This window comes from Methylobacterium bullatum (assembly GCF_014845095.1).
Lineage (GTDB): Bacteria > Pseudomonadota > Alphaproteobacteria > Rhizobiales > Beijerinckiaceae > Methylobacterium > Methylobacterium bullatum.
The window spans coordinates 36272-59577 of the sequence record NZ_NKUG01000035.1 but is presented as its reverse complement, the minus strand read 5'-3'; the positions used below and the strand labels follow the sequence as shown (position 1 = coordinate 59577).

The following is a 23306-nucleotide window of genomic DNA, read 5'->3' as shown; positions in this document are numbered from 1 at the left end:
CACGATGAACCTCACCGAGCCCCATTGCGGCACGGATCTCGGGCTCCTCAAGACCAAGGCCGTGCCGAACGGCGACGGCTCCTACAGCCTCACCGGCACCAAGATCTTCATCTCGGCCGGCGAGCACGACCTGTCGGAGAACATCGTCCATCTCGTCATCGCCCGGATCGAGGGTGCGCCGGCCGGCACCAAGGGCATCTCCCTGTTCGTGGTGCCGAAATTCCTCGTCAACGAGGATGGCTCGGTGGGCGAGCGGAACGGCGTCTCCTGCGGTTCCCTCGAACACAAGATGGGCATCCACGGCAATTCCACCTGCGTCATGAACTATGACGGCGCGAAGGGCTGGCTCGTCGGCCAGGAGAACCGCGGTCTCAACGCGATGTTCGTGATGATGAACGAGGCGCGCCTCGCGGTGGGCGTCCAGGGTCTCGCCCAGTCGGAGGTCGCCTACCAGAACGCCGTGGCCTACGCGAAGGACCGGCTCCAGGGCCGCTCGCTGACGGGGGCGAAGGCACCCGACAAGGTCGCCGACCCGATCATCGTCCACCCGGACGTGCGCCGGACCCTCATGGGCATCCGCGCCTTCAACGAGGCCGCCCGCGCCCTGGTGCTGTGGACCGCGCTCCAGGCCGATATCGGCCACCGCTCCGACGACGCGGCCGAGCGCCAGAAGGCCGAGGACCATATGGGCCTGATGACCCCGGTGGTGAAAGGCGTGCTCACGGACAAGGGGTTCGACAACGCGGTGGCGGCCCAGCAGCTCTTCGGCGGGCACGGCTACATCGAGGAATGGGGCATGTCGCAATTCGTGCGCGATGCCCGCATCGCCATGATCTACGAGGGCGCCAACGGCATCCAGGCCATGGACCTCATCGGCCGCAAGCTGCCCAAGGATGGCGGCCGGGCGATGATGGGCTTCCTCGCCGAGGTCCAGACCTTCATCAAGGACCATGCCGAGGTGGAGGGCATGGCGCCGTTCACCGCGCCGCTCCAGGCCGGCCTGAACGACCTTCAGGGCGCCACCATGTGGTTCATGCAGAACGCCTTCTCCAAGCCCGACAATGCCGGGGCCGGCGCCACCGACTACATGCACCTCCTCGGCCTCGTCGCCATGGGCTACATGTGGGCCCGGATCGCCAAGGCGGCGCTGGCCCGCATCGCCCAGGGCCCGTCGCCGGATATGGACGACAAGCTCGTCACCGGCCGGTTCTACATGGAGCGGACGCTGCCCGAGACCGCCATGCGGCTGGTGCGGATCAAGGCCGGGGCCGAGACGACCATGGCGCTCGGCGCCGAGGCGTTTTAGAGCGGACGACAGACTTTCAGCTCACCACGTCATTCCGGGGCGCTCGCAGAGCGAGCCCGGAATCCAGAACCGCCGACGCGATAAATCTTGGATGTGTTCGCGGATCTGGATTCCGGGCTCCGCTTCGCGGCCCCGGAATGACGGTAAGACCGAGAGCAGACTTTGAAAGCCGTCGCTCCGCAGGAGCGGACAACAGGGAAACGCATATGCCCGAGGCCTTCATCTACGATCACGTCCGCACGCCGCGCGGCCGCGGCAAGCCGGATGGCGCGCTGCACGAGGTGACGGCCCTGCGCCTCGCCGAGACGGCCCTGCGCGCCCTCAAGGAGCGCAACGGGCTCGACACGCGGCAGGTGGACGACGTCATCCTGGGCTGCGTCGATCCCGTCGGCGAGGCCGGCGGCGACATCGCCCGCGCGGCGGCCCTGGTGGCCGATTACGGCGACCACGTGCCCGGCGTGCAGATCAACCGCTTCTGCGCCTCCGGCCTCGACGCGGTGAATTTCGCCGCGGCCCAAATCATGGCCGGCCAGCACGACCTCACCATCGGCGGCGGCGTCGAATCCATGAGCCGCGTCGGTCTGGGCGCCTCGGGCGGGGCCTGGCCGGTGGACCCGGCCATCGCGATCAAGTCGTGGTTCATGCCGCAGGGCGTCTCGGCCGATCTCATCGCCACGAAATACGGCTTCTCCCGCGACGATTGCGACGCCTATGCGGTGGAGTCGCAGAAGCGCTCGGCGAAATCCTGGGCCGACGGGCTGTTCGGCAAGTCCGTCGTGCCGGTGCGCGACGTCAACGGCATCACCCTGCTCGACACCGACGAGCACATGCGTCCCTCCACCGACATGCAGTCGCTGGCCGGGCTGAAGGCCTCCTTCGTCCAGATGGGCCAGATGGGCGGCTTCGACGCCGTGGCGATCGACGCGCATCCCGACGTGGAGACGGTGAACCACGTGCATCACGCCGGCAATTCGTCCGGCATCGTCGATGGCGCCGCCGCCGTGCTGGTGGGCTCGAAAGAGGCGGGCGAGAAGGCCGGCCTCAAGCCGCGCGCCCGCATCCGCGCCTTCGCCAATATCGGCTCGGACCCGGCGCTGATGCTCACCGGCCCGGTGGACGTGACGAAGAAGGTGTTGGCGCGTGCCGGCATGACCGTCGCCGATATCGACCTGTTCGAGGTCAACGAGGCCTTCGCCGCCGTGGTCCTGCGCTTCTGCCAGGCCTTCGGGCTCAACCCGTCCGAGGTGAACGTCAATGGCGGCGCCATCGCCATGGGCCATCCGCTGGGCGCCACCGGCGCGATGATCCTCGGCACGGTGCTCGACGAGCTGGAGCGCACCGGCAAGGAGCGCGCCCTCGTCACCCTCTGCATCGGCGCCGGCATGGGCACCGCCACGATCATCGAGCGGGTGTGATGGGGCGCTATCCCTCCCAAACCCTTCGGAACGCTGCTAAACGGCGCACTCCCGCCGCCGATGCCGGCGGCGCAATCATAAACACACCGGGAGACACGCCACGATGACACGCCTTCTCGCGACCCTGATGCTGACGACCGCGCTCTGCGCGCCGTTCGCCGCCCACGCGGACGACGCCACCGACCGCGTCGCGGTCGCCAAGGATCTGGTTCAGAAGACCCTGATCAAGAACCTCGAAACCGGCTTCACCGGCGCCCTGGAAAAGACCGTGCAGCCGATGCCCGAGGACAAGGCCGAGGCCATCCGCAAGGAGGTCCGCGCCGAGTTCGACAAGCAGCGCGAGGTGATGATCGAAGGGTTGTCGAAGGCCTATGCCGAGAAGTTCAATCTCGACGAGCTCAAGCACCTCAGCGGCATCTACGACGACAAGATCTACCAGAAGTTCCAGGCGATCAATTCGGACCCGGCCTCGACGGTCACGGTGATCTCGCAGGGCGCGGTCACCAAGATCCTGAACATGCTGGCCATCGCCTCGGCCGGCGACAGGCCGGCGGGCGCACCGCCGCTGCCCGGAACGGCGCCGGCCAAGTAAAACACGATTGAGGTCGATCCAGCGGAGGATCGACGGCAGGGCCGCACCGCCTGGGGCGGCCCTGCATGAGACCGACGACACGAACTTGCAGGCACAGCGACGCGACGGGCGCGCCGAGAGGAGCGCTATGACGCCAGGGCGGCGAGGCGCGGCTCCCGTGCCTCGAATCCGGCGACACTCGGGAGGGCTTCGAGTTGGGGGCGGGCGAAATGATAGCCTTGGAACAGCGTTGCCCCGAGCTCGCGCAGGGTCTCGAGTTCGCCCCGCGTCTCGACACCTTCCGCGATGACCGAGACGCCGAGCTGCCGCGCGATGGAGATGATCCCCGCCGTGATGATCTGACGGCCCTTGTCCGTGTCGATGCCGCGCAGGAGCTCCATGTCGATCTTGATGAGGTCGGGCCGGAAGTTCGCCAGGAGGTTGAGGCCGGCGAAGCCCGCGCCGAAATCGTCCAGCGCGGTGAGAAAGCCCTGCTTGCGATACTCGGCGACGATGCGCTTCACATGGTCGATGTCCCGGAACTTCTCGTTCTCGGTGAACTCGAACATGATCCGGTCATGGGCGAATCCGGCCCGGCGCGCCGCCTCCAGCGAGGAGCGGATGCAGGCCGCCGGCTCGTAGACCGCGTTCGGCATGAAGTTGATGGACAGCTTGGTCTCGTCGTCGACGGGGAACAGCCGGCCGGCCAGCTCGATGGCACGCACCCGCGCGGCCTGATCGAAGCGATAGACCGTCGTCTCGGTGACGCGATCGAGGATGGAGGCGGCGGACTGGCCTTCGGGGCCGCGCACCAGCGCCTCGTATCCCCACACGCGCTGAGCGTCGAGATCGAGGATGGGTTGGAACGCCATGGTAAACGTAAAGTCGAGATCGGCGCCGTCGCGGCATCCCTGGCAGACGTTTCGCGCCAACATTCGATAAGTTTCCTCGTTCCACCTTTTCGATCCTGGGATTCTTTATCCAGCCCAAATTTTTAAAACATCTTAATAGCCTCACGCCTCAAGCCGACCCCACAAGGATCAGACATGAATCTCACGAACTTCAGCTTCGAGGTCGATTCCGACGGTATCGCGCTCGCGACCTGGGACATGCCCGGCCGCTCGATGAACGTCTTCACCGAAGGGGTGATGAGCGACCTGCATCAGGTCATCGACGCCGTGGTGGCCGATCCGGTCGTGAAGGGCTGCGTCATCACCTCGGGCAAGGACAACTTCTCCGGCGGCGCCGACCTGACCATGCTGCAGGGTCTCGGCCAGGCTTACGAGACGCTGAAAGCCGAGAAGGGCGAGGAGGAGGCCATGCGCCACTTCTTCGAGGAATCGCGCAAGCTCACCCTGGTCTTCCGTAAGCTCGAGACCTGCGGCAAGCCCTTCGCGGCGGCGGTGAATGGCATCTGCCTCGGCGGCGCCTTCGAGCTGTCGCTCTCCTGTCACCACCGGGTGCTGTCCGACGACCCGAAGACCCGCGTCGGACTGCCCGAGATCAAGGTCGGGCTGTTCCCCGGCGCGGGCGGGACCCAGCGCGTCCCTCGCCTGATGCAGACGGGCGACGCCCTGCAGATGCTGTTCAAGGGCGAGCAGATCCGTCCGCTCATGGCCAAGAACATGGGCCTCGTCCACGAGGTCGCGCCGAAAGACGAGATCGTCGAGAAGGCCAAGGCCTGGATCAGGGCCGGCGGCTCGCCCGTGGCCCCCTGGGACCAGCCGAAGTTCAAGGCACCCTCGGGCAAGGTCTATTCGCCCGCCGGCATGATGATCTGGCCCCCGGCCAACGCGATCTACCGCCGCGAGACCCACGACAATTACCCGGCGGCCAAGGCCATCCTCGCCTCGGTCTACGAGGGCCTGCAACTGCCGATGGACCTCGCCCTGCGGGTCGAGAGCCGGTACTTCGCCAAGATCCTGCGCTCCAAGGAGGCGGCGGCGATGATCCGCACGCTGTTCATCTCCATGGGCGAGCTGAACAAAGGCGCGCGCCGGCCGAAGGAGATCGCCAAGACCAGCGTGAAGCGGGTGGGCGTCGTCGGCGCCGGCTTCATGGGGGCCGGGGTCGCCTACGTCAGCGCCAATGCGGGGATGGAGGTGATCCTCCTCGACCAGTCCACGGACGCCGCCGAGAAGGGCAAGGCCTACGCCCACAAGCTCGTCACCGACCAGATCAACAAGGGCCGGGCCAAGACCGCCGACCGCGAGGCGCTTCTCGCGCGCATCACCACCAGCGCCGATTACGCCGACCTGTCATCCTGTGATCTCGTGATCGAGGCGGTGTTCGAAGATCCCAAGGTGAAGGCCGAGGTCATCGCCAAGGTGGAGGCGGTGATCGGCGAGAACGTGATCTTCGCCTCCAACACCTCGACCCTGCCGATCTCGGGCCTCGCCAAGGCGTCCCGGCGCGCGGGCAATTTCGTCGGCATCCACTTCTTCTCGCCGGTGGAGAAGATGATGCTCGTGGAGATCATCAAGGGCGAGGAGACCGGGGACGCGGCGCTCGCCACCGCCCTCGACTATGTCCGGGCGATCAAGAAGACGCCCATCGTCGTCAACGACAGCCGGGGATTCTTCGCCAATCGCTGCGTCGGCGCCTATCTCTACGAGGGCCACAAGATGCTCATCGAGGGCATCCCCGCCGCCATGATCGAGAATGCAGGCCGCCAGGCGGGCATGCCGGTCGGCCCCCTCTCCCTCACCGACGAGGTGGCCGTCGACCTCGCCCTCAAGATCGTCAAGGCCACCGAAGCGCAGCTCGGCGCCGAGGCGATCGACCCCGCCCAGAAGGCTCTGCTCACCACCCTGGTGGAGGGCGAGGGCCGGCTCGGGCGCAAGAACCGGAAAGGCTTCTACGACTATCCGGACGGCGCCTCGAAGAAGCTCTGGCCCGGATTGTCGGAGCTCCAGGCGACGCGGATCGACCCCGACGACGTCGATTTCACCGAGCTGAAGCAGCGGCTACTGGTGGTTCAGGCGCTGGAGGCCGCCCGCACCGTGGGCGAAGGCGTCATCACCGACCCGCGCGAGGCCGATGTCGGCTCCATCCTCGGCTTCGGCTTCGCCCCTTTCACCGGCGGCGCCCTGTCCTACATCGACTTCATGGGTGCGAAAGCGTTCGTGGCCCTGGCCCAGGGTCTCGAGGCCAGGCACGGGGCGCGCTTCGCGGTGCCGGAGAACCTCCTGCGCATGGCGGAGGCCGGCGGCACTTTCTACGGCGAGGCCGCAGCCAAGAAGGCGGCGTGAACGAACATTCCGGCTCGGGACATCCCCTGCCGGGGTCACATGACGGGAGGGAGCGTTCCATGAGCACGACCGAAGCGACCACCGCCGATCAGGTCGGCGCCGACGGAACGCCCCTGCGGGTCACGGCGACACCGGCCGCCATCGCCCTGATTGAGGAATTGCGCGCCGAGCACGGGCCGGTGATGTTCCACCAATCGGGCGGGTGCTGCGACGGGTCCTCGCCCATGTGCTACCCGGTGGGCGACTTCCTCACCGGCGACAGCGATGTCCATCTCGGCCAGGTGGCCGGCGCGGATTTCTGGATCAGCCGGCCTCAGTTCCAGGTCTGGAAGCACACCCACCTGATCCTCGACGTGGTGCCCGGCCGAGGCGGCATGTTCTCGCTGGAGAACGGCCGCGACAAGCGCTTCCTCATCCGCTCGCGGATTTTTACGGATGCGGAGAACACGGCGCTCGAAGGCGCTTGCCGGATCTGATCGGGAGGCGGCGCCCACGGCTGGTCTGGACGTGAGATGCACGACAGATGTCGCGCACGGTTGCGACGGCCCATGGGTCTGCGCCCGGGCATCAGCCCGCGCCTCCACCCAAGCGGCCACGATTGTCCTCACTTCGCAGGCACGGTCCGTGCGGTGAGCTTGTTGCCATCGGGATCACGAAGGTAGGCGACGAAGGCGCCGTTCGGACGCTGAGAGGGAGCGCTCTCGATTGCGCTGCCCCCACGCTCGGTGCCGGCCTGATGCCAGGCGAGAACATGGTCGCGGCTCGCAGCGGCGATACCGACCGTTCCGCCGTTGGCCGCGGTTGCGGGCTTGCCGTCGATGGGTGTCGTGATCATCAGCCGACCGCCCTCATGGGAATAGATGAGCCTGCCTCTGGCATCCATCTCGCCGGGCTCGGCCCCCAATGCGACGAAGGTCGCATCGTAGAAGGCTCGGGCCCGCTCCAGGTCGTTGCTGCCGATCATCACGTGCGTGAACATCGAGTCTCTCCGGAAAGGGGCGGCACGAGATAACGGCGGTCGAGCCTGGAGCCGAGTCCAGTCCGTCTGCGAACGCGCATCCGGCTTTCGCAGAACTACGGCTCCCAATCCCTGATGCTCCGGGATGGAAGCCGGGTCGTCGGTTTTCGACCGCCTTGCGGAAGATAAAGGACGAACCTCTCGCCTCACCCCACCTTCACCCGCCAGATGTCGTCGGCGTATTCGCGCATGGAGCGGTCGGAGGAGAACCAGGCCATCCGGGCGGTGTTGAGGATGGCCTTCTTCCACCAGCTCGCCTTGTCGATCCAGGCGGCGTCGATCTCCCGCTGGACGCGCCAGTAATCGTCGAAATCGACGGTGAGCAGGTAGCGGTCGTTGTGGCGCAGGTCGTCCACGATCGGCTGGAAGCGGCCGCGCTCCTCCGGCGAGAACCCGCCCGCCTCGATGAAGTCGAGGGCGGCGGAAAGGCGCGGCGAGGCCGCGATGGCCCGGGCGGCGTAATCCGGCTCGGCCGCGCGCTTCTGAACCCCGGCCGCGTCGAGGCCGAAGATGAAGATGTTGTCCGCCCCCACATGGTCGCGGATCTCGATATTGGCGCCGTCGAGTGTGCCCACGGTGAGCGCGCCGTTCAGCGCCAGCTTCATGTTGCCGGTGCCCGACGCCTCCATGCCGGCGGTGGAGATCTGCTCCGATAGGTCGGAGCCGGGGATGATCGCCTCGGCGAGGCTGACGCGGTAATTCGGCAGGAACACCACCTTGAGCCGGCCGGCGATATCCGGGTCGCTGTTCACGAGCTTGGCCACGTCACAGGCGAGCTTGATGATGAGCTTGGCCTGGACGTAGCTCGGCGCCGCCTTTCCGCCGAAGATCTTGACGCGCGGCGTCCAGTCCTTGTGCGGCTCGGCCTTGATCGCCTGGTAGAGCGCCACGGTCTCGATCACGTTGAGGAGCTGGCGCTTGTATTCGTGGATGCGCTTGATCTGCGTGTCGAACAGGGCCGACGGATCGACGACGATGCCGGAATTCTCGGCCACCACCTTGGCCAGCGCCTCCTTCCGGGATGTGCGCATGGCGGCGTAGCGGGCCTGGAAGGCGGAATCGGCGGCGTAATCGGCCAGCCCCAGCAGCGCCTCGGGATCGTCGAGGACGCGCTCGCCCACCACCTCCACGGCGAGCTTCGTCAGCTCCGGGTTGCAGTTGTGGAACCAGCGCCGAAAGGTGATCCCGTTGGTCTTGTTGACGATCTTGTCGGTGTCGAGGGCGTGGAGGTCCTTGAATACCGTGGAGCGCATCAGGTCGGTGTGGAGCGCCGAGACGCCGTTCACCCGGCGTGCGCCTAGGAAGGCGAGATGGCCCATCCGCACGCGCTTGCCGTTGGCCTCGTCGATGAGCGAGACCGAGGCGAGCTGCGCCGCATCGGCCCTGCCGTGGCGTCCCTGCTCTTCGAGATGCATCCAGTTGATCAGGTAGATGATCTGCATGTGGCGCGGCAGTAGCCGCTCCATGAGCTCCACCGGCCATGTCTCCAGCGCCTCGGGCAGGAGGGTGTGGTTGGTATAGCTCAGGGTATGGGTGGTGATGTGCCAGGCATCCTCCCAGGCGAGGCCGTGATCCTCGAGGAGGATGCGCATCAGCTCCGGCACGGCAATGGCCGGGTGGGTGTCGTTGAGCTGGATCGCGGCATGGTCCGGCAGGGAGCGCAGGTCGCCGCGCTCGGCCACGTGCCGGGAGACGAGGTCCTGCAGCGAGGCCGAGGTGAAGAAGTATTCCTGGCGCAGTCGAAGTTCCTGGCCGCTCTCCGAGGAATCGCTCGGATAGAGCACCCGCGAGATCGCCTCGACCTTGGACCGGGCCGCCACCGCGCCCACATGGTCGCCGCCGTTGAACTGCGCGAGTTCGAGGGGCGAGTTCGCCTCCGCCTTCCAGAGCCGCAGGGTGTTGACGTGCTTACCGCGCCAGCCGACCACGGGGACGTCATGGGCCACGGCCCGAACGGTCTCGGCCGGGTGCCAGTGCCGACGGATCACGCCGTCCGAGATCGCCGACATGGTGACGTGGCCGCCGAAGCCGATCGTGTAGGTCGCTTCGGGCCGCACGAATTCCCAGGGATTGCCCTCGGCGAGCCAGGTTTCCGGCGCCTCCTTCTGCCAGCCATCCTCCAGGGATTGCTTGAACAGGCCGTGATCGTAGCGGATACCGTAGCCGATGGCGGGGATCGACAGGCTCGCCATGCTCTCCATGAAACAGGCGGCGAGACGGCCGAGACCGCCATTGCCGAGCGCCGCATCCGGTTCGGCCGCCTCGACGTCGCCGAGTTCGATGCCGAGATCGCGCAAGGCCCGGCGGGTCGTATCCACGAGGCCGAGATTGTTCATGGCGTCGGACAGGAGTCGGCCGATGAGGAATTCGAGGGAGAGGTAATAGACGCGCTTGTTGGGGATGCTGGTGGACCTGCCGTCCATGCAGGCATCGACGATCCGGTCGCGCAGGGCCAGGGCGGTGGCGGCGAACCAGTCGCGCTCGCGGGCGGTCTCGGGGGTCTTGCCGATGGCATAAGCGAGCTTGGCGAGGATGGCTTCGCGCAGATCCGCCACGGGGTCGCCGGAGGCGGGCTTGGCCGGAGCGGTCCAGCCCGGCCGGGCCGGGGCGTCTCCGGCGGCGGTACGCGTGCCGATGTCCTCGCTCCGAGCGGTGGCGCCCAGGATTTCGTTCAGCATGGTCTCATTCCCCCTCAGTGTCGCTGCCGCAGAGCGCTGTTCGGCACCCGCTTCTTCCGGCGGTGACCGTGCGGCGGCGTCGCTATGGACAGGTCGGACTTCCGGGATCGACCGATCCCGCTGGCGGTGACCGGTCCCCGCGATTCGCCTGTCTCCCATCCAAACCGTGCGGGAATGAGACCATTTAGCGCTGAAGGTTTCATGAATGCGGCGGAAGCGCGCTGGCGCGGCAGCGGGAAGGAGGCCCGGGGCGGGGTCGCTTGGTGCTCCGCCACAGGCTAGGCTGTGACCGGCATCGGGGTGTGAATCGGGGGGCGGATGACGTCAGGCGAGACGACTGTTCCGGATCTGGCGAAAGCCGTCTGGTGGAAGCGGGGGACCGTCTATCAGGTCTATCCGCGTTCGTTTCAGGACACCAATGGCGACGGTGTCGGCGATCTTCCCGGCATCACGCGCCGGCTCGACTATCTCGCCTGGCTCGGCGTCGACGCCGTCTGGATCTCGCCGATCTATCCCTCGCCCATGGCGGATTACGGCTACGACGTCGCCGATTATTGCGGCGTCGACCCGCTCTTCGGCAGCCTCGCCGACCTCGACGCGCTGATCGCGGAGGCCCATGCCCGCCGGCTCAGGGTCATCCTCGACTTCGTGCCGAACCACTCTTCCATCGCGCATCCGTGGTTCACCGAGAGCCGCGCCTCGCGCGAGAATCCGCGGCGGGACTGGTACATCTGGCGCGATCCGGCGCCGGATGGCGGGCCGCCCAACAACTGGCTGAGCAATTTCGGCGGCCCGGCCTGGACCTTCGACGAGCCCAGCGGCCAATATTACTACCACGCGTTCCTGAGCCAGCAGCCCGACCTGAACTGGCGCAACCCGGCGGTGCGGGAAGCGATGCACGACGTCCTGCGTTTCTGGCTCGACCGGGGGATCGACGGGTTCCGCGTCGACGTGATCTGGCACCTGATGAAGGACGAGGGCTTTCGCGACAATCCGGCGAACCCCGCCTTCCACCCTGAACAGCCGGAGATCAACCGGTTCGATCAGGTCTATTCCGCCGACCGCCCGGAAGTGTTCGACATCATCGCCGGCATGCGCCGCGTGCTGGACGGTTACGACGACCGGGTGCTGATCGGCGAGATCTACCTGCCGATCGAGCGGCTGGTGGCTTATTACGGCCCCGGTCTGACCGGCGTCGACCTGCCGTTCAACTTCCAGCTGATCCAGACCCCGTGGCAGGCCGATGCCGTGGCGGCCCTGGTGGACGAGTACGAGGAGGCGCTGCCCCCCGGCGGCTGGCCGAACTGGGTGCTGGGCAACCACGACCAGCCCCGCATCGCCGCACGGATCGGCGAGGCGCAGGCGCGGATCGCGGCGATCCTCCTCCTCACCTTACGCGGCACACCCACGGTCTATTACGGCGACGAGATCGGCCTCGCCCATGTGGAGATCCCGCCGGAGCGGATGCGAGACCCCTGGGGCTTCAACGAGCCGGGCCATGGCCGCGACCCGGAACGGACCCCGATGCAGTGGGACGACACCGAGCATGCCGGCTTCAGCGAGGCCGAACCCTGGTTGCCCTTGAGCGCCGACCGGGACAGGCGGCATGTCGAGGCCCTGCGCGACGATTCCACCTCGATCCTCACCCTCTACCGGAGGCTCCTGCATCTCCGCCGCGCCTATCCGGCCCTGGCGGTGGGAAGCTACCGCAGGCTCGATACGGACGGGCTCGACCACGTCCTCGCCTATGAGAGGGTGGAGGCCGGCGAGACCGTGCGGATCGTACTGAACTTCTCGGGCTGGCCGGTCCGGTTCCCGCTGGCGGGCGAATCAGGCTGGAGCGTCCTCCTCTCCACCCATCCCGGACGAGCCGATATCGGCGCCTCGGAGGTGCTCGACATGGCCGGAAACGAGGGCGTGATCCTGCTCCGGCACCCTGACTGAAGGCGGCGGAGCCGAGGGAGGCCGAAAAAACTATCGCGGCGCGACATTTTCCCCGCGCCGCAGCAAACTGAACGTAGTATTAACCGACCCAGTGGCTTGAGTTGTGCATCGCGAAGAGCACGATCTGCCCTAGAGGTCTCCATCATATGCCGGCGACGACCACCTCCAGTGCCGACCTCGCCTCGCCGATTTTCGCCTCCGGCGCGGCCGACGCCGAGGTAATTCGGGGCCTTTCGCTCCAGCCGCGCATCCTCTACGCGACCCCGGAGATGGCGGATTTCGTCAAGACCGGCGGTCTGGGCGAGGTCGCCGGCGCCCTGCCCCGGTCGCTGCGCCGCCATTACGATGTTCGTGTCCTCATCCCCGGCTATCGCCAGGTGGTGGACCGGTTCGATCACATCCCCGTCGTCGCCCATCTGCGCGGCCATGCCGGCATCCCGCCCTGCGATCTCGGGCTCATCGAGACGGGTGACGGCCTCAAGGTCTACATCATCCTGAGTTCCGACCTCTACCAGCGCGACGGCACGCCCTATGGCGACGCGCAGGGCGATTTTCGCGACAACGACCTGCGCTTCGCGCGCCTCAGCCTCGCGGCTGCGGAACTGACCGGCGGGGTCGACCCGTCCTGGTCGGCCGACCTGCTTCACCTCAACGACTGGCAGACGGCGCTCGCCCCCGCCTATCTCGAATGGACCGGGCAGCGCGTCCCCAGCGTCCTGACGATCCACAACCTCGCCTATCAGGGCCTGTTCCCGAGCGATTCCCTCGGTCGCCTCGGCATCCCGGACGGGGCCTTCCAGATGGATGGCTGCGAGTTCTACGGGCATCTCTCCTTCCTCAAGGCCGGCATCTATTACGCCTCGCACGTCACCACGGTGAGCGAGACCTATGCCCGCGAGATCATGATGCCGGAATCCGGCTGCGGCCTCGACGGCCTCCTGCGCACCCGCGCCGCACAGGGGCGGCTGGCCGGCATCCTCAACGGGATCGACGAGAGCTGGGACCCGCGCACCGATCCGCACCTCGCCACCCGCTTCGAGGCCGACGACTGGAAGGGCAAGCGCGCCAATGCCGAGACGGTCCGCCGCCATTTCGGCCTCGCCGTCTCGCGCGGCCCGCTCTTCGCCATCGTCTCGCGCCTGGTCCACCAGAAGGGCATCGACCTCAGCCTCAGCGCGGCCGAGACCATCGTGGCCGAGGGCGGCCAGATCGTCGTCATCGGCGAGGGCGAGCGCCGGTTCGAGACTGCGTTGAGCGATCTCGCCCGCCGCCATCCGGATGCCGTCGGGGTCCAGGTGGGGTTCGAGGAGAAGGAAGCCCGGCGGATGTTCGCCGGAAGCGACTTCCTGCTGATGCCCTCGCGCTTCGAACCCTGCGGCCTCGCGCAGATGTACGCCCAGCGTTTCGGCTCTCTGCCGATCGTGCGTCGCACCGGCGGCCTCGCCGACACGGTGGAGGACGGCGTGACCGGCTTCACCTTCGGCGAAGCCTCGCAGAAGGGGTTCCTCGGCGCCGTCCGCCGCGCCCTCGACACGTTCGGCGAGAAGAAGCGCCTCAACGCCATGCGCCGCCGCGCCATGTCCCGCTCCTTCACCTGGGACGGCGCGGCCATGGACTACTCGGCGCTCTACGCCCGCGCGCTGGGCAATGGCGGCGGTCTTCGCGCCCGCACGGTCTGATCGTCTGCCTCGGAGCAATCTTGCGTCCGACGAGCCGATTTGTGTTGTCTGTCCAAAGCTTTACCTCATCCTGAGGTGCTGCGTAGCGGCCTCGAAGGAGAGTTCCAGAAGCCACTGCGCGAACTGGAGTACTCCTTCGAGGCCTCCGCTGCGCTCCGGCACCTCAGGATGAGGTGGTCTGGTGGGATGCTCTACTTTGGCGAGAGCACCGGTTAAGCGATCCGATCAAACAGCCTCAAACAAAAAAGGCGCCGGTTCATCGAACCGGCGCCCTTTCTCATACTATCCCGATGACACGGGCCGATCTCAGCCCTCGCGCACGAAGATCATCGTCCCGAGCGGCGGCGCTGCGAGAACCAGCGAATAGGGCTGGCCGTGGCTCTCCACCGGCTCCGCCTGGACGCCGCCCATATTGCCGACGTTCGAGCCGCCATAGCGCTCGGAATCCGAGTTGATCGCCTCGCGGTAGAACCCGGCCTCCGGCACGCCGATCCGATATCCCTCACGCGGAATCGGCGTGAAGTTAGAGACGACGACGGCGACCTCACCCGGATTCGTGCCCTTGCGTGCCCAGGCGATGACGCTGTTGTCCTGGTCGTCGGAGACCAGCCACTGGAAGCCGGCGGCCTCGCAATCCCTCACGTGGAGGGCGGGCGTCGAGGTGTAGAGGCGGTTCAGGTCGCGGACGAGATCCTTCACGCCGCGATGCAGAGGATCGTCGAGCAGGTGCCAGTCGAGGCTCTGGTTGTGGTTCCACTCTTTCTGCTGGCCGAACTCGCCGCCCATGAAGAGCAGCTTCTTGCCCGGATGGCCCCACATGTAGCCGAAATAGGCGCGCAGATTCGCGAATTTCTGCCAGCGGTCGCCCGGCATCTTGTCCAGCAGCGAGCCTTTTCCATGGACGACTTCGTCATGCGACAGCGGCAGGATGAAGTTCTCGGAGAAGGCGTAGAGCAGCCCGAAGGTCAGGTCGTGGTGGTGATAGCGGCGATGGATCGTCTGCTTCGACATGAATTCCAGGGTGTCGTGCATCCACCCCATGTTCCACTTGAAGCCGAAGCCGAGTCCGCCCGTATAGGTCGGGTGGGAGACGCCCGGCCAGGAGGTGGATTCCTCGGCGATCGTCATCGTGCCCGGCGCGTGGCTGTAGGTCGCCTCGTTGGTCTTGCGCAGGAAGTTGATGGCGTCGAGATTCTCGTTACCGCCGTACTGGTTGGGGATCCACTCGCCCTGCCGGCGCGAATAGTCGAGGTAGAGCATGGAGGCGACGGCATCCACGCGCAGACCGTCGAGATGATAATGCTCGAGCCAGAACCGGGCATTGGCGGCGAGGAAGCTCGACACTTCCGTGCGGCCGAAATTGTAGATGTAGGTCCCCCAGTCCTGGTGGAATCCCTGGCGCGGGTCGGCATGCTCATAGAGATGCGTCCCGTCGAACTGGCCGAGGCCGTGGGCGTCGAGGGGGAAGTGGCCCGGCACCCAGTCCAGCATCACGCCGATGCCGGCCTCGTGGGCCGTGTCGACGAAGGCCGCGAAATCGTCCGGCGTTCCGAAGCGGCTCGTCGGCGCGAACAGCGAGACCGGCTGGTAGCCCCATGAGCCGTCGAACGGATACTCCGTGATCGGCAGCATCTCGATATGGGTGAAGCCCATCTCCTTGACGTAGGGGATCAGGCGCTCGCCCAACTCCTTGTAGGTCAGGTAGCGGTTGCCCTCCTCGGCGACGCGCGCCCAGGAGCCGAGATGCACCTCGTAGATCGAGATGGCGGTGTGGCGAGGGTCCTTCTCGCCCCGCGTCGCCATCCACTTGCCGTCGCTCCAGACGGGCGCGTTCGTGCCCTGGAGCACGGAGGCGGTCTCGGGCGGCTTCTGCGCTGCGAAGGCGACGGGATCGGCCTTGAGCGGCAGGAGCGACCCGTCGGGTCCGCGGATCTCGAACTTGTAGTGGACGCCGGCGCGCAGGCCCGGGACGAACAGTTCCCAGATGCCGCCGGTCTGCCAGAGCCGCATGGGGTGGCGGCGACCGTCCCACTCGTTGAAATCGCCGACGATGCTCACCCGGCGGGCATTGGGCGCCCAGACCGCGAAGCGGAAGCCGTCGATGCCGTCGAGCACCATGGATTGGGCGCCGAGCACCCGATAGGTCACGTCGCTGCCGATCTCGCGCAGGTTGTCGATGTCCTGCTGATGCAGCGACGAGCCGAAGCTATAGGGGTCGTGGCGCGTGCGCTCGGTGCCGTCCCAGCCCTCCACCGCGAGTTCGTAGAGCGGACGCCCCTCGCTCTGCACGCGGGCGGCGTAGAACCCGTCCTGGTGGCGCCGCTCGAACGGGATGCGCTTGCCGGCGGTGAGAAGGGTCGCCGACTTCGCCTCGGGCAGGATGACCCGCACTTCCCAGAGGCCGGGGCCGATCTGGTGAGGGCCGAGCACGGAGAACGGATCGCCGTGATCCGCCCTCATCACCGCGGCGACCGCGTCCGGATGGACGCCCTGAACGGTCGACGTATCGGCATCGGCCTGGCGGGAACTCCCCGACGCGGCCGAGCGGTCCGCGATCCGTTCGGACCGCTTCCGCTCCTGCTCGGACGTCTTCGCCAGGCTCTCGTCGATATCCGTCATTCAAACGCCTCTCTTGGTGTCGTCCAGAATTGTGAGAACCCCACGGGCTGGGATTTCGATCCAATCCGGCCGGTTATTGGCCTCGTAATCGACTTCGTAGAGGGCCTTCGCCAGGAGTGAGAGCGACAGCAGCCGCGTCTCGGTCTCCGGGTCCGTCACTGCGGCGCGGCTGGTGGAGGCCACGGCACGGTAGGCGTCGAGGAACGCGGCATCGATCATGCCGCGCCAGGCGATGGACGCGCTGCGGGCGCGGCCTTCCGAATCCGCGAACCGGCTCGCGATCTCGCGGGTGACGGTCTCGGCGCCGTAAGCGAAGGAGCGCAGCATCCCGGCGACGTCGCGCAGCGGCGTCGACTTGGCGCGGCGCTCGTCGGCGGGGCGAGCGGGCTCGCCCTCGAAGTCGATGATGATGAGATCGCTCTCGGAGGCGAGAACCTGACCGAGGTGGAAATCGCCGTGGATGCGGGTCTTGGTCGCCCCCACCGGCGCACGCGCCGTCATGTCCTCGATCAGAAGCTCGACCTCGCGGCGGCGGCCGGCGAGCTCCGTGATCGCCGTGCTGGAGGTGCGTCCCGCCAGGGCGTCGAGGGCGCGGAACGCCCGCTCGCCCAGACGGCGCGCGTCCTCCCCGAGGTCGCGCAGGTCGTCATGCGTGAACGGCTCGGGCGCGAAGGCCGGGTCGTCGGTCTCGATGGCGAAGGCGTTGTGCAGCTCGGCGGTGCGGCGGCCGAGGAGCTCGGCCCAGCGCAGATGCGGGGCGAAGGCTTCGGTCGGGTCCGGCGCCTCGCTTTCGGGCGCGAGCACGACGGTGTCGAAGTCGCGACGTAAGCCTTCCAGCATGAGCGTCCAGGCATCGCCCTGGTTCGGCACGAAGGCCTGGAGCACGGCGAGCGCCGTCCGCGTCCCGTCCTCGGCCACGTGCTCGACGACGCCGAGGAGAGCCGGGGTGTTGGCGAAGCCCGCCTGCTCGGTGAGGAACCGGCCGACCTCGATCTCGGGATGGACGCCCGTCTGCATGCGGCGCAGGAGCTTGAGCATCATCTTCGAGCCGATGGCGATCGAGGTGTTGCTCTGCTCCGCGTTCAGGCTGCGGACTTCCGCCAGATCCACGACGACGTCGCGATCGAAGGCCGAGGTATGGGAGAAGACGAGCTTGCCGGTCTCCGTCGGCAGCTCGACGCCGTTGCGCATGCCGTCGATCAGGGCGACCGAGAAGGCGGGCGAGGCGGAGGCCCCGAACAAGAGGCCCGTGCGCGGTCCGCGACGGACGCGGGCGACCGCGTGCGACAGCAGCGTCTCGTCCTCGCGGCCCTCATCGACACCGAGGGGCACGAAGTAATCCTGGCGCTCGCCATTGGCGAGATGCACCGCCACGCGCGGCAGCAGGAAGCGGGTGGCGCCGCCGGCATCCTTCAGGGTGGCGCTGTCGATCACCGAGACCGACTTGATGCGGGTGCCCTTGGCGCCGAACCAACGGCGGGTGCCGATGAAGCGCGGCGCCACGGTGCGCTCGAAGGCGGTCCGCTCGCGCCCGGCCATGAGGGTCTCGACCCCGCCGGTGAGGACGAGGGTGAACAGTTCGGGCGTCTCCGGCTGCGGGCCGATCTCGCCGGCATTCGCGGCGTTGAGGGAGAACCAGTAGAACCCGTAGGACGGCAGGGTCAGCAGGTAGGGCAACTCGCCGATGGCCGGGAATTCCGAACCGCCGGTAAGCTCGATCGGCACGGCGCTGCGGAACTCGGACAGGTCCAGCTGCACGGCCTGCGGCGCGCGAGACAGGTTGGCCACGCAGAGGACGCGCTCCCCCTCGAACTCGCGGATCCAGGCCAGCACCTTGCGGTTGGTCGGATACAGGAACTGCATGGCGCCGCGCCCGAGGGCGACCGAGTTGTTGCGGATCGCGATCATGCGGCGCGTCCAGTTCAGCAGGCTCGTCTGCGACTGGGTCTGCGCCTCGACGTTGATGGCGTCGAAGCCGTAGATCGGGTCCTGCACCGAGGGCAGGAAGAGCTTGGCCGGGTTGGCGCGGGAGAATCCGCCGTTGCGGTCCGGGGACCATTGCATCGGGGTCCGCACGCCGTCGCGGTCGCCGAGATAGATGTTGTCGCCCATGCCGATCTCGTCGCCGTAGTAGAGCACCGGCGTGCCGGGCATCGACAGGACGAGGGACTTCATCAGCTCGATCTTGCGGCGGTCGTTCTCTAGGAGCGGAGCGAGACGGCGGCGGATGCCGAGATTGATGCGGGCGCGGCGCTCGGCGGCATAGAACGACCAGAGGTAATCACGCTCTTCCGCCGTGACCATTTCGAGGGTGAGCTCGTCGTGGTTGCGCAGGAAGATGGCCCATTGGCAGCCCTCGGGGATTTCCGGGGTCTGGCGCATGATGTCGGTGATCGGGTGCCGGTCCTCACGGGCGATCGCCATGTACATGCGCGGCATCAGCGGGAAGTGGAACGCCATGTGGCATTCATCGCCATCGCCGAAATACTGCGCTGTCTCCTCCGGCCACTGGTTGGCCTCCGCCAGCAGCATGCGGTCGGGATAGCTCGCGTCGAGGGCGGCGCGGATCGCCTTGATGACCGTGTGAGTCTCCGGCAGGTTCTCGCAATTCGTGCCGTCGCGCTCGATCAGGTAGGGGATCGCGTCGAGGCGCAGGCCGTCGACACCCATGTCGAGCCAGTAGCGCATGACCTCGATCACGCCCTCCAGCACGGCGGGGTTGTCGAAGTTGAGATCCGGCTGGTGGCTGTAGAACCGGTGCCAGAAATACTGCTTGGCGACCGGGTCCCAGGTCCAGTTCGAGGTCTCGGTGTCGAGGAAGATGATGCGCGTGTCGGAATACGGCGTGTCGGTGTCCGACCAGACGTAGAAGTCGCGCTCCGGCGACCCGGCCGGCGCCTCGCGGGCGCGCTGGAACCAGGGATGCTGGTCCGACGTGTGGTTGATGACGAGCTCGGTGATGACGCGCAGGCCACGATCATGCGCGGCCTCCACGAACTTCCGGAACTCCTCCATCGTCCCGTAGGACGGGTTCACGTCGCGGTAGTCGCCGATATCGTAGCCATCGTCGCGCAGGGGCGACGGATAGAACGGCATCAGCCAGATGGCGGTGACCCCGAGGTCCCGCACATAGTCCAGTTTCTGCGTCAGGCCCTCGAAATCGCCGATCCCATCGTTGTTCGAGTCGAAGAACGACTTGACGTGGATCTGATAGATGATGGCGTCACGGTACCATTGCGGATCGCTACGATCGATCATCGCGTCGTTGCCTCATGCGTCGGGTTCAAGGGCGTGTTCGGCGTCACAGCGGCACCGGTCGCGGATGCGAACGGTGCCAGCCGCGTCGGCCGCAGCTTTGGCACCAGCTTCTGGGCGACAACGCGACGGACGGCTGAAAACTCGAAGTTTTGTGCTGACACGCGGGCCGCTACTCCGCAACCCGGCGGGGCGCGCGTAGACGCCAGATCACCACGGACCGCTCCGCCGGATCGAGGGCGATGCGGTGGGACTTGCCGCGCAGCTCGAATTTATAGCCGAGCAGCAGGTCCTCCACCTCGACGGCGCCGTCATCGGGCTCTCCGAGGAGCCAGAGCGGCACCTCGTAGGTGCATTCCTGACGGTTCTTAGGATCGAGATTGACCATCACGAAGATGCAGTTGTCGCCTTCGGGCGTCGTCTTGGCATAGGCGACGATCTGGTCGTTATAGGCCCCCGTGAAGATGACGTTGCGGAAGTCCCAGAGCGCCGGGTTCTCCTGCCGGATCCGGTTGAGCTTGATGATGTGCGCACGGATGTTGCCCGGCGCGTGGTAGTCCCAGGCCTTCAGCTCGTATTTCTCTGAATTGAGATACTCTTCCTTGCCCGGATACGGCGCTGCCTCGCACATCTCGAAGCCGTTATAGATGCCGTAGACCGAGGACAGGGTGGCCGCGAGCGTCGCCCGCACGATGAATCCGGCGCGGCCGCTGGTCTGGAGATAGACCGGGTTGATGTCCGGCGTGTTGGCGAAGAAGTTCGGCCGGTAATACTCCCCCATCTCGCCGGCGAGCTCGGTGGAATAGTCGATGAGCTCCTGCTTCGTGTTGCGCCAGGTGAAGTAGGTGTAGCTCTGCTGATAGCCGGCCTTGGCGAGCTTCTTCATCATCTTCGGCCGGGTGAAGGCCTCGGCGAGGAAGATCACGTCGGGATAGCGCGCGTTCACCTGCCCGATCATCCATTCCCAGAACGGAATCGGCTTGGTGTGGGGGTTGTCGACCCGGAAGATGCGGGCGCCGAGTTCGGCCCAGCCCATGACGATGTCGCGCAGCTCGATCCAGAGCGAGGGCAGCGCGCCACCGTAGAAGTGGACGTTGGAGATGTCCTCGTACTTCTTGGGCGGGTTCTCGGCGAATTTCAGCGTGCCGTCGGGGCGCCACTCGAACCATTCCGGGTGGTTCTTGATCCACGGGTGGTCCGGCGAGCACTGGATCGCGAAATCGAGGGCGATCTCCATGCCGTAGGCGTGGCTGGCCGCGACCAGACGGCGGAAATCGTCGAGGGTGCCGAGTTCGGGGTGAACCGCCTCATGCCCACCCGCCTCCGAACCGACCGCATAGACGGAGCCGACATCGCCTTCGAGAGCCGTGAGGGTATTGTTCTTGCCCTTGCGGTTGGTCTTCCCGATCGGGTGGATCGGCGTGAAGTAGAGCACGTCGAAGCCGAGTTCGCGGATCTCGGGCAGGCGCCGGATCACGTCGTCGAACGTGCCGTGGCGGTTGACGTCCATGGATTGCGAGCGCGGAAAGATCTCGTACCAGGCCGAGAAGCGGGCCGCGAGACGGTCGGCGATCACCGGAACGTTCACCGGATAACGCGAGCGGTTGACCCGCTCGGCATGCTTGCGGATCAGGGACGCGGTCTCGGGCGCGAGGATGAGGTCGAGCTGCGCCGCCGATCCGGTCTTTTCGGCCGCGAGAGCCGAGACGATGGCCTGGAGCCGAGCCTGGTCCGGTCCGGTGGCGAGGTCGGCCGCCCCCTGCACGAAGGTCACGCCCTCAATGGTCTCCAGGCGCACGTCCACGCCCGCATCGCGCTTCTTCAGCGTGTCGCGGATCCAGGACGAGAAGGCATCGCGCCAGGCCTCAATGGTGAATTCGTAGCGGGCATTGTGCTCGAGGGGGAAGGAGCCGCTCCAGCGGTCGTTGTCCACGAACACCATGCGGTCCCGGCGCCATTCCTCCTCGCCGACGACGCGCGACAGGATCGCGGCATCGATGATCTCGTGGCCGTCGCTGAAGATGTCGGCGGAGACCGCCACCTGCTCGCCGACCACGCGCTTGACCGGGGAGCGGCCCCCGTCGATCTCGGGCGAGACCGCCTCGATGACGACGCGGCCTTCGCCCGACGGGGTCGAGGGAGCCGGGGGCTTCGCCACCACCCGCCGTTCGGCGGCGAGGATGCGGATCTCTCCGGGCGCGAGGTCGAGGCTCGTGCCGGGGAGGAAGTCGATGGGCTCCGCCTCGGGGGTGACGTCCTTGAAGCGGTCGAGCATGCCGCCCGTCCGCGCCACCAGCGGCCCGGCCTCCACCGCCACCGCAGTGGAGCCGGGATTGAACAGGACGAGGGTGGCGTGGCGCGCGGAGGCACCGTGCCCGGTATCGAATTTCAGGAGCGCCACGTAATCCGCATCCGGCGCGGAGATGCGGGACTGCGCGCCCTCCACATTGGCGGAGGCGAGGCTGGCCTTCAGGGCGTTGATCGCCTTCACATAACCGGAAATGTCGATGCCGGTGTCGGTCTCGCGGGAATCCGGGGTGGTCTCGACCACGTGCAGGGCGCGGCGGTAGCCCCATTCGTAGCCGATGGGCAGGAGCACGCCGGCCGAGAAGAACGCGGCCAGGGCGTAGCGCGCCTTCAGGTGCCGCGCCACAGCCTCCGCGCTACCGCCGAGGCCGGCGGCGAGGCGGGGCATGTCGTGGTTCTCGGGGAAGGCGATGGAGGGGGCGATCACGCGCAGGCGGTCGTACTGCTCGAGCGCCCACGGCGCCTTCAGGTCCCACCAAGCGAAGGAATTGAACAGATAGTCGAAACCCGCACCCGCCGTGGCCTGGGCCTCCTCGAAAGTGCAGCCCAGGGTCTCGGCGGCGAACAGGCAATCGGGCTCCAGCGCCTTGGCGGCGCCGATCAGGCTGCGCCAGACGTCCGGCGGCACCTTGTAGGCGGCGTCGCAGCGGAACCCGCCGACGCCGAGGTCCTGCATCCGGTTGATGTAGCCGGCCCAGAGCCGGGTCAGCTCCTCGCGCGCACCCGCCGAATGGTAGTTCAACTCGGCGAGGTCGCCCCAGACCGTGCGGATCGACGGATCGTCCGGATCGACGGCCGCCGGGCTCTCGATGTTGCCGGCCTCGTCGCGCAGGAACAGGTCCGGCCGCTCCCGCGCCAGGGGGCCGTCCTTGGCCGTGTGGTTGATGACGAGGTCGGTCATCACGCCCATGCCGTGCGCCGCGGCGGCGGCGCAGAAGCGACGGATCTGCTCGTCGTCCGAGGTGCCGTCATCGTCACGGAACCGCTCGTCGAGCCGGTCCGGATCGGAGACCGCGTAGAGGCTGCGCGAGCCGCCGGTCTGGTGGAACGGGTTGAGGTAGATCCAGTCGAACCCCATCCCGGCAATGCGGGGAAGCTCCGCCGTCCAGGCCGAGACCCGTCCGACGAGGAGGGGGAACAGGTTGTAGATGCGCGGCCCCTCGGCGCGGGGGGCAAGGCCCGCAGGCAGCGCCACGGTTCCGGCTTCGGTCCGCTCGGCGGAGATCTTGGCTGGGCTCGGCGCGTTCATGCGTACTCCGTTCT

Annotated in this window: 13 protein-coding genes; 7 read left to right on the top strand and 6 right to left on the bottom strand. The window is 67.1% G+C overall.

The window, feature by feature from the left end:
- The 3 genes from MBTS_RS04695 to MBTS_RS04685 all read left to right on the top strand — a co-directional run.
- Positions 1-1306, top strand: a 1306-nt coding sequence (locus MBTS_RS04695; RefSeq protein WP_192215187.1) for an acyl-CoA dehydrogenase family protein, incomplete at its 5' end; no start/stop codon positions are given.
- A 206-nt stretch (positions 1307-1512) separates the two neighbouring features.
- Positions 1513-2721: an acetyl-CoA C-acetyltransferase gene (locus tag MBTS_RS04690; protein ID WP_192215186.1), complete on the top strand. Its 1209-nt coding sequence runs from the start codon at positions 1513-1515 to the stop codon at positions 2719-2721.
- 103 nt (positions 2722-2824) lie between these two features.
- A complete protein-coding gene (locus tag MBTS_RS04685) occupies positions 2825-3313 on the top strand; it encodes a DUF2059 domain-containing protein (RefSeq protein ID WP_056250108.1) in 489 nt (162 codons plus the stop codon).
- Positions 3314-3438: 125 nt separating this feature from the next.
- Here the strand turns inward: MBTS_RS04685 and MBTS_RS04680 are convergent, their stop codons facing one another.
- On the bottom strand, positions 3439-4227 hold the full coding sequence (locus MBTS_RS04680) for an EAL domain-containing protein (protein ID WP_056150034.1): 789 nt from the start codon (positions 4225-4227) through the stop codon (positions 3439-3441).
- Positions 4228-4338: 111 nt separating this feature from the next.
- Between MBTS_RS04680 and MBTS_RS04675 the strand changes: the two genes are divergently transcribed.
- Entirely contained in the window at positions 4339-6543 is a 2205-nt protein-coding gene (locus MBTS_RS04675; protein ID WP_192215185.1) for a 3-hydroxyacyl-CoA dehydrogenase NAD-binding domain-containing protein, read from the top strand.
- A gap of 59 nt (positions 6544-6602) precedes the next feature.
- Positions 6603-7019, top strand: coding sequence for a DUF779 domain-containing protein (locus tag MBTS_RS04670; RefSeq protein ID WP_056426231.1), 417 nt, complete (start codon positions 6603-6605; stop codon positions 7017-7019).
- 128 nt (positions 7020-7147) lie between these two features.
- Here MBTS_RS04670 and MBTS_RS04665 read toward each other — a convergent pair whose 3' ends face one another.
- Together MBTS_RS04665 and MBTS_RS04660 are read right to left on the bottom strand one after the other, a co-directional pair.
- Positions 7148-7522 carry a VOC family protein gene (locus tag MBTS_RS04665; protein WP_056150048.1) on the bottom strand — a complete coding sequence of 125 codons (375 nt, stop codon included), beginning with the start codon at positions 7520-7522 and terminating at the stop codon, positions 7148-7150.
- Between the two features lie 185 nt (positions 7523-7707).
- Positions 7708-10239: a glycogen/starch/alpha-glucan phosphorylase gene (locus MBTS_RS04660; protein WP_192215184.1), complete on the bottom strand. Its 2532-nt coding sequence runs from the start codon at positions 10237-10239 to the stop codon at positions 7708-7710.
- A gap of 318 nt (positions 10240-10557) precedes the next feature.
- Here MBTS_RS04660 and MBTS_RS04655 point away from each other — a divergent pair, with 318 nt between their 5' ends.
- Positions 10558-12183: an alpha-amylase family glycosyl hydrolase gene (locus tag MBTS_RS04655; protein ID WP_187273328.1), complete on the top strand. Its 1626-nt coding sequence runs from the start codon at positions 10558-10560 to the stop codon at positions 12181-12183.
- Between the two features lie 146 nt (positions 12184-12329).
- Positions 12330-13862: a glycogen synthase GlgA gene (gene glgA / locus MBTS_RS04650; RefSeq protein ID WP_147829916.1), complete on the top strand. Its 1533-nt coding sequence runs from the start codon at positions 12330-12332 to the stop codon at positions 13860-13862.
- Positions 13863-14168: 306 nt separating this feature from the next.
- On the opposite strand, the gene glgB is transcribed toward glgA, so the two are convergent.
- From glgB to MBTS_RS04635, 3 genes are all read right to left on the bottom strand, one after another.
- Complete coding sequence (gene glgB / locus MBTS_RS04645) at positions 14169-16481, bottom strand: 1,4-alpha-glucan branching protein GlgB (RefSeq protein ID WP_192215183.1); 2313 nt, start codon at positions 16479-16481, stop codon at positions 14169-14171.
- Positions 16482-19739, bottom strand: a complete 3258-nt coding sequence (gene treS, locus MBTS_RS04640) for a maltose alpha-D-glucosyltransferase (protein ID WP_147829920.1) — start codon at positions 19737-19739, stop codon at positions 16482-16484.
- Between the two features lie 169 nt (positions 19740-19908).
- On the bottom strand, positions 19909-23292 hold the full coding sequence (locus MBTS_RS04635; protein ID WP_192215182.1) for a maltotransferase domain-containing protein: 3384 nt from the start codon (positions 23290-23292) through the stop codon (positions 19909-19911).
- Between the last annotated feature and the right edge of the window lie 14 nt (positions 23293-23306).

Excerpts from the sequence above, each read along its gene's own strand:
- MBTS_RS04690 (WP_192215186.1), top strand. The coding sequence starts at position 1,513 with ATGCCCGAGGCCTTCATCTACGATCACGTCCGCACGCCGCGCGGCCGC.
- MBTS_RS04685 (WP_056250108.1), top strand. The coding sequence starts at position 2,825 with ATGACACGCCTTCTCGCGACCCTGATGCTGACGACCGCGCTCTGCGCG.
- MBTS_RS04680 (WP_056150034.1), bottom strand. The coding sequence starts at position 4,227 with ATGTTGGCGCGAAACGTCTGCCAGGGATGCCGCGACGGCGCCGATCTC.
- MBTS_RS04675 (WP_192215185.1), top strand. The coding sequence starts at position 4,339 with ATGAATCTCACGAACTTCAGCTTCGAGGTCGATTCCGACGGTATCGCG.
- MBTS_RS04670 (WP_056426231.1), top strand. The coding sequence starts at position 6,603 with ATGAGCACGACCGAAGCGACCACCGCCGATCAGGTCGGCGCCGACGGA.
- MBTS_RS04665 (WP_056150048.1), bottom strand. The coding sequence starts at position 7,522 with ATGTTCACGCACGTGATGATCGGCAGCAACGACCTGGAGCGGGCCCGA.
- MBTS_RS04660 (WP_192215184.1), bottom strand. The coding sequence starts at position 10,239 with ATGCTGAACGAAATCCTGGGCGCCACCGCTCGGAGCGAGGACATCGGC.
- MBTS_RS04655 (WP_187273328.1), top strand. The coding sequence starts at position 10,558 with ATGACGTCAGGCGAGACGACTGTTCCGGATCTGGCGAAAGCCGTCTGG.
- glgA (WP_147829916.1), top strand. The coding sequence starts at position 12,330 with ATGCCGGCGACGACCACCTCCAGTGCCGACCTCGCCTCGCCGATTTTC.
- glgB (WP_192215183.1), bottom strand. The coding sequence starts at position 16,481 with ATGACGGATATCGACGAGAGCCTGGCGAAGACGTCCGAGCAGGAGCGG.
- treS (WP_147829920.1), bottom strand. The coding sequence starts at position 19,739 with ATGATCGATCGTAGCGATCCGCAATGGTACCGTGACGCCATCATCTAT.
- MBTS_RS04635 (WP_192215182.1), bottom strand. The coding sequence starts at position 23,292 with ATGAACGCGCCGAGCCCAGCCAAGATCTCCGCCGAGCGGACCGAAGCC.